The sequence below is a fragment of the Nocardiopsis listeri genome (assembly GCF_020741345.1).
GTDB classification, from domain to species: Bacteria; Actinomycetota; Actinomycetes; order Streptosporangiales; family Streptosporangiaceae; genus Nocardiopsis; species Nocardiopsis listeri_A.
Genome location: NZ_DYZD01000148.1, coordinates 1 through 7,324 on the forward strand (window position 1 = coordinate 1; position 7,324 = coordinate 7,324).

The 7,324-nt window shown below is 69.8% G+C and carries 5 protein-coding genes; 3 read left to right on the forward strand and 2 right to left on the reverse strand.

Annotated features, from left to right (window positions below; translation table 11 throughout):
- The 3 genes from K8V84_RS08525 to K8V84_RS08535 all read left to right on the forward strand — a co-directional run.
- Window positions 1-2,638, forward strand: a 2,638-nt coding sequence (locus tag K8V84_RS08525) for a penicillin acylase family protein (RefSeq protein ID WP_304072693.1), incomplete at its 5' end; no start/stop codon positions are given.
- Between the two features lie 153 nt (window positions 2,639-2,791).
- Window positions 2,792-3,295: an NfeD family protein gene (locus K8V84_RS08530; protein ID WP_304072696.1), complete on the forward strand. Its 504-nt coding sequence runs from the start codon at window positions 2,792-2,794 to the stop codon at window positions 3,293-3,295.
- Window positions 3,296-3,364: 69 nt separating this feature from the next.
- Entirely contained in the window at window positions 3,365-4,447 is a 1,083-nt protein-coding gene (locus tag K8V84_RS08535; RefSeq protein ID WP_304072698.1) for an SPFH domain-containing protein, read from the forward strand.
- Window positions 4,448-4,522: 75 nt separating this feature from the next.
- Here K8V84_RS08535 and K8V84_RS08540 read toward each other — a convergent pair whose 3' ends face one another.
- The gene (locus K8V84_RS08540; RefSeq protein WP_304072700.1) at window positions 4,523-5,488 is read right to left on the reverse strand and encodes a quinone oxidoreductase; all 966 of its coding nucleotides are present in this window, start codon (window positions 5,486-5,488) and stop codon (window positions 4,523-4,525) included.
- Between the two features lie 106 nt (window positions 5,489-5,594).
- Window positions 5,595-7,324, reverse strand: a 1,730-nt coding sequence (locus tag K8V84_RS08545) for a protein kinase (RefSeq protein ID WP_304072703.1), incomplete at its 5' end; no start/stop codon positions are given.

The window sequence follows — 7,324 nt, forward strand, 5'->3', positions numbered from 1 at the left end:
CACCGAGGAAGGTCTCGACGACTTCTTCCAGGACGCCTCCTACGGTGTCGACGAGGGTGAGGTCGACCGCGAGTATCGGCCACGCGAGGACGTCACGATCGTCCGTGACGCGGCGCACGGCATTCCGCACATCACCGGCACCACCCGAGAGGGCACCATGTTCGGTGCCGGGTACGCGGCCGGTGAGGACCGTCTCTTCCTCATGGACATCCTGCGCCGGGTCGGCCGCGGTGAGCTCACCTCCTTCGCCGGCGGCGCGGAGGGCAACCGGGGTCTCGAACAGGACCTGTGGGCCACCGCCCCCTACACCGAGGAGGACAAGCAGGCCCAGATCGACCGGATCGCGAGCGAGGGCGGCGAACGCGGCGAGCAGGCCCTCGCCGACGTCGACTCCTACCTGGAGGGCGTCAACGCCTACATCGAAGAGGCCGACAGCGGGCGCTACTTCCCCGGCGAGTACGTGCTGACCGGGCACAAGGACGCCATCACCAACTCCGGTGAGATCGAACCCTTCACCACCACGGACGTCGTGGGCATCGCCGCGATGGTCGGCGGCATCTTCGGCGGCGGTGGCGGCGGTGAGGTCCAGTCCGCGATCGTCCTGGCCAACTTCCAGGATCGCTATGGCGCCGAGGAGGGCCTGGAGCTCTGGCGGGCGTGGCGGATGGAGAACGACCCCGAGGCCACCGTGACCGTCGACGGCGAGTTCCCCTACTCCCAGACCCCCGACGACCCGGTCGGCCAGGTCGTCCCCGACCCGGGTTCGGTAGAGCCCTACGACATCGTCCACGACGAGTACGGTTCGGCGGCCCCCGACGCCGCATCCCAGGCCTCCGCCACCGAGGCCCCGGACGCCCCAGGGCCCGACGCGCCCACGGTGGAGGAACTCACCGAGGGCCAACAGGCCGAACTGGAGGAGATGGTCGAGGAGGGCGACATGTCCGCGGCCGAGGGCATCTTCGACGACGGAGTTCTCCCCGAGGGCTTCATGGACCCTCGTGGCATGTCCAACGCCCTGCTGGTGTCCGGCGAGCACACCGAGAGCGGTAACCCCGTCGCGGTGATGGGCCCGCAGACCGGGTACTTCTCCCCGCAGCTGCTCATGCTCCAGGAACTCCAGGGACCGGGTATCAGCGCCCGCGGCGCCTCCTTCGCCGGCGTGAGCTTCTACGTCCAGATGGGGCGCGGGGTCGACTACGCCTGGAGCGCCACCTCGGCGGGCCAGGACATCACCGACACCTTCGCCGTGGACCTGTGCGAGACCGACGGCTCCGAGCCCACCACCGCCTCGCGTTCCTACGTGAACTCCTCCGGCGACTGCGTGGACTTCGAGGCCCTGAGCGTCAGCAACGACTGGACGCCCACCATCGCCGACGGCACCGAGGAGGGCGGATACACGCTCACCTCGCTGCGTTCCGAACACGGCCTGGTGAGCTCCTTCGCCACCGTCGACGGAGAGCCGGTGGCCTTCACCGAGCTGCGGTCCACCTACATGCGCGAGGTCGACTCCATCCTCGGATTCCAAAAGTTCAACGACCCCGACCTGATCACCTCGGCGGAGACCTTCACCGAGGCCGCCTACGACATCGCCTACGCGTTCAACTGGCACTACGTGGACGACCAGGACATCGCGTTCATCAACTCCGGCGACAACCCGGTCCGGACCGAGGGCACCGACCCCAACCTGCCCATCGACGCCTATTCCGACGCCGGCTGGTCCGGTTGGGACCCGGCCACCAACGGGGCCGACTACCACCCACAGTCCGACCACCCGCAGCAGATCAACCCGGACTACATCGTCAACTGGAACAACAAGCCGGCCCAGGGCTACACGTCGGACTGGTCGACCGGTTCGGTGCACCGCAACGACCTGCTGGACGGTCGCGTCTTCGGGCTCATCGAGGACGGACACCGCTTCACCACGGCCTCCCTCGCCGGCACGATGATGGAGGCCGGGGTCGCCGACCTGCGCGCCGAACAGGTCCTTCCGCTGCTGCTGGAGGTCATCGACACCGCGGAGGTGGACGACCCCGAACTCACCGAGACGGTCGAGTCCCTGCGCGCCTGGGCGGACTCGGGTGCTCTGCGCCGCGAGCCCCAACGCGATGCCGGGTACTACGAGCACGCCGACGCCATCCGGGTGCTGGACGCCTGGTGGCCGATCCTGGTGCGGGCCCAGTTCGAACCCGGTCTGGGGGAGGGCCTGTACGAGGAGCTGACCCGCGCCGTCCAGGTCGACGAGTCGCCCTCCGGATCCATCGGCGGCGGCGAACCGGGCGGCGTCGACCAGGGCCAGCCGCACCGCGGTTCGGCGTTCCAGTACGGCTGGTGGTCCTACGTGCACAAGGACCTGCGCACCGCCTTGGACCAGGAGGTCGACGGCGCGCTCGGCGACCAGGCCTACTGCGGCGAGGGTGACCTGGGCGACTGCCGAACGGTGCTGCTGGACAGCCTCGCCGAGGCTGTGGGAACCCCGGCGGAGGAGGTCTACCCCGGGGACGAGCACTGCTCGGCCGGCGACCAGCTGTGCGCCGACACCGTGATCCACCAGTCGGTGGGCGGAATCGACATGTGGCCGATCGCCTGGCAGAACCGGCCCACCTACCAGCTGGTCTACGAGTTCTCCGGCGGTAGGTGACGCCCACCGCCCGCAGATGAGGGACGAGAGCGGCCCGTGGCATCCCGCCACGGGCCGCGATCCTGTATCCATTGCCGGATTCTTGTGGTTCGCCGGTGTTGTGCGGGTAGCTTAAGGACTACCCGAAACCACAGCGGGAGGGCCGACAGGAACATGCCTGCTTGGCTGATCTGGATCATCCTCGCGGCCGCCCTCGGGGCCGCCGAGTTCTTCACCCTGACCTTCGTCCTGGGGTTGCTGGCCACCGCCGCACTGGTCGCCGGCCTCCTGGGGGCCCTGGGACTACCGGTGGTCGTGCAGATCATCGGGTTCGCCGCCGCCTCCGCCGCCGGGGTCTGGCTGGTCAAACCGATCATGGACCGGCAGATCGCCCGCGGCCCGGACGTCCGTTCCGGCACGGCCGCCCTGGTGGGGCGCTCCGCCCTGGTCCTGGAACCGGTCGACGCCGACCACGGACTCGTCAAACTCAGCGGGGAGGAGTGGTCGGCGCGATCCATCGACGAGGACCTCGTCATCCCGGTGGGCGCGCACGTGGACGTCGTGGAGATCGACGGGGCGACCGCCCTGGTCTATCCGCGTGAGGCGTTGCCCGAACCCATGGAGCCGAACGGCCCCGACCAGACCCGGCCGGGACAGGACCGCCCGGAAGCGGACTGAACCCGGCCGCCACGACCATCCGAAACCGAGCCGCACAGCCACCAATCGACCTAGGTACAGGTGCAGAAGATGGATCCTGCGATACCGCTCATCATCATCGCCGTTCTCCTGGTCGCCATCGCCTTGTCGGCGATCCGAATCGTGCCCCAGGCCCGCGCCTACAACATCGAGCGCTTCGGCCGCTACATCCGTACCCTCGACCCCGGACTGAACTTCATCATTCCGGGAGTGGACCGGGTCAACTCCAAGTTCGACCTGCGCGAACAGGTCTTCAGCTCGCGTCCCCAACCCGTGATCACCGAGGACAACCTGGTGGTCAACATAGACACCGTCCTCTACTACCAGGTGACCCAGCCCAAGGCGGCCGCCTACGAGGTCGCCAACTACATCCAGGCCATAGACCAACTCACCGTCACCACACTGCGTAACGTCATCGGCTCCATGGACCTGGAACGCACATTGACCTCCCGCGAGGAGATCAACACCCGGCTGCGCGGGGTCCTCGACGAGACCACCGGCAAGTGGGGCATCCGCATCAACCGGGTCGAGATCAAGGCGATCGACCCGCCGCCCACCATCAAGGAGGCGATGGAGAAGCAGATGCGGGCCGACCGCGACAAGCGCGCGGCCATCCTGCACGCCGAGGGTGAACGCCAGTCCCGCATCCTCAAGGCGGAGGGCGCCCGCCAGCAGGCCATCCTGGAGGCCCAGGGCGACCAGCAGGCGGCGATCCTGCGCGCCGACGGTGAGGCCAAGGCGATCGAGCAGGTCTTCCAGGCGGTGCACGCCAACGACGCCGACGCCAAGCTGCTCGCCTACAAGTACCTGGAGACCCTGCCGAGCCTGGCCCAGGGCGAGGGGAACACGTTCTGGGTGATCCCCGGCGAGTTCACCGAGGCGGTCAAGAACGTCACGCACGCCTTCGCCGGCGACGCCGCCAAGACGACCCCCTCCACCGAGAAGGGACAGGAGGAGGAGAAGGACACGGGGCCCGCGCAGATCACCGGCCCGGACCCGGCGCGGTCCGCCTCCTCACAGGCGGCGGCGCAGGCCGCGGAGGCCGCCGAGAAGGCGGTCGCCGACGCCCGGGACGACGTTCGCCGGGCCGGGGCCAACATGGGTTCGACCCCCTCCCCGCGCAAGCAGGAGTGAGGCCGATCAGAGCGAGATGGCGACGATGGCGGTGGCCGCCCCGACAACGGGCGGTCACCGCCATCGCGTGTGTCCTCAGACCAGGAGCAGCTTGCCGGTGGTGGCGCGCGAGGTGAGGTCCTCGTGCGCCCGGCCCGCCTCCTCCAACGGGTAGCGACCGCCGACGCGCACGTCCAGGCGGCCCTGCTCGACCAGCTCGAACAGGTCGCGTGCCCGACCCAGCAGTTCCTCGCGGTCGGTGACGAAGTGCGCGAGGGAGGGACGGCTGAGATAGACCGAACCGGCGCTGTTGAGCCGCTGCGGGTCCACCGGTTCCACCAGGCCGCTGGACTGCCCGAACAGGGCCAGGACTCCGCGCGGGCGCAGCGAGGCCAGGCTCGCGTCGAAGGTGTCCTTGCCGACGCCGTCGTAGACCGCCGAGACACCTTCGCCTCCGGTGAGGTCACGGACGGCTTCGGCCACCGGGGTCTTGGTGTAGCGGATGATCTCGTCGGCTCCGGCGGCGCGGGCGACGGCCTCCTTCTCCTCCGTGGAGACGGTGCCGATCACCCGGGCGCCCCGGGCCTTGGCCAGCTGGGTGATGAGCAGCCCGGTGCCGCCCGCTGCGGCGTGCACCAGGATGGTCTGGCCCTCGGCCACCGGGTGCACCGAACAGGTGAGGTAGTGGGCGGTCATGCCCTGGAGCAGCAGCGCGGCGGCCTGCTCGTCGGAGACCCCGTCGGGGACGGGGACCGCCAGGCCGGCGTCGACGGTGGCGCGGTCGGCGTACCCGCCGGAGGCCATCGCCCAGCCCACGCGTTGTCCCACCTTCAGATCGGTGACGCCCTCACCGACCGCCGCGATCGTGCCCGAGGCCTCCATGCCCGGAACGAACGGCAGGTCCACCTTGTAGACGCCGCTGCGCTGGTAGACGTCGATGAAGTTGACGCCTCGGGCGGCCACGTCCAGGAGGACCTGACCCGGGCCGGGGGTCGGGTCGTCGATCTCCTGTGGGCGCAGGACCTCGGGTCCGCCGAACTCCTCTATCACGATGGCGCGCATGTCGTCTCGTCCTCCCTGTCGCGGTGACCGTGGCCCCGACGCTAACGCGCCCGCCGCCGGGATGGAACGTCGACCTGGGATCCGGGTGGGACGGAGGACGGATTCCCTACTCGGTGTCGATGCGGTACAGCGCGAAGTCGGTGTAGGCCACGGTGATCGGGTCGTTGCCGGAGGCGGCCCGTTGGATCAGACCGATCAGGCGTCGCTCGTCGTCGTCCAGGTCGGAGTTGTCGGGCAGCGGTTGGTCGTCCACGGTGCTCAGCGCGAGCTCGTCGTTGATCCACAGGCGCAGGTCCATGTACGGGTCATCGCCCTCCTCGGCCACGTATTCGCAGGAGAACTTGAGGTTGTTGGTGACCAGGTCGGTCAGGTTCGCCTCGTAGGGAAGCCCGGAGACCTCGCTCTCCTCGTCGAACAGGTCGTAGGTTCGGAAACCCTCGATCTCGGTGCTGGAGGCGAGCGCGGTACTGCCGCTCTCCTCGGTCACCCGACGGATCTGCGCCTCGCCGCCGTCCAGGCGGACCTGCGCCTCGTACATGCTGCCCTCCTCATCCTCCTGCCCCCAGCAGTAGGCGCCCGTGGTCGCCTCACCCGGGCCCGCGAGGGGCGCCATGGTGGAGCTGATGAGGACCTGTGGGGGCGTCTCCCCGCCGGAGGGGACGACCGCGCCCTGACCGTCCTCGAACGACGAGTCGAGCGAGAGCACCATGGCGTTCTGCTCGTCCCAGTACCCGACGGAGTTCAGCCCGGAGAAGTCGGGGTCGAACTTGTTGGCGCTCGGCCAATCGGGGTCCGTGGCGAAGTCGGTCGTGTAGATGCTCGTGGTGTTCTCCGGAGGGGACTCCGAACCGGAGAACAGCACGACGCCACCGACCGTGGCGATCAGGGCCAGCGCGGCCACACCACCGCCGATGAGCATGAGCTTGCGGCGGCCGCCGCCGGAGGCGCCGTTCGCCGGTCGCCCGGGGGCGTTCGGTCCGCTGGGAACACCGGGTCCGCCCGGGCCGCCGTGCATCCCGTACGCGGGCTGTGCGTAGCCGCCGTTGGGCCACTGCCGGCCCTGTCCGGGGGCCGGAGCGTGCCCGCCATAGGGCCCCTGGCCGTGTTGGGGACCCGACTGCGGGTGGGCGCCGTGCATCCCCGTCGGAGCCTGCGGGCCCTGCTGGTGGGCCTGTCGCTGTGGGAAGGCCTGGGCCCCGGACGGCCCCTGGAACCCGGGTCGTCCTTGGGGGCCCGGCCCGGCCTGGTGCATCTGTTGGGTGTTCGGCGAGGCCGGCTGCGCCATGGTGGGCGGCACGGCCGGAGCGGGGGTCCGCCTCTGGTCGCCGGGGACCGCGGCCGTAGGCTGCGGACCGGACTCCTCCGGCGGCGGGGTGCCCGCCACCGGAGCACTGCTGGGCGGGGCCCAGGAGGTGCTGATGGTCCGTCGTATCTCCGACTCCTCCGGGTCCTCCTGACCGGTCAGCCTGGCCAGCAGTTGCTGGGAGGAAGGGCGGTTGGCGGGGTTCTTGTCCAGTGCCGCCCCGACCAGTTCCAGCAGGCTCGGGTCCAACCCGTCCAGCTTGGGAGCGGCAGAGGAGATGTTGTGCAGCACCGCGGGCACCGTCGCCGCGTCGAAGGGCGCCTCGCCGATGCCGGCGAACGCCACCAGGCAGCCCCAGGCGAAGATGTCCGCGGCCGGAGTGGCCTGCTCGCCCAGGATCAGCTCCGGCGCCATGTAGGAAGGCGTGCCCATGAGCTGGCTGGAGCGGGTGATGCCGCCGCCGGCGTCGTCCAGGGCGCGGGCGATGCCGAAGTCGATCACCTTCGGGCCGACCGTGGACAGAAGAACGTTGG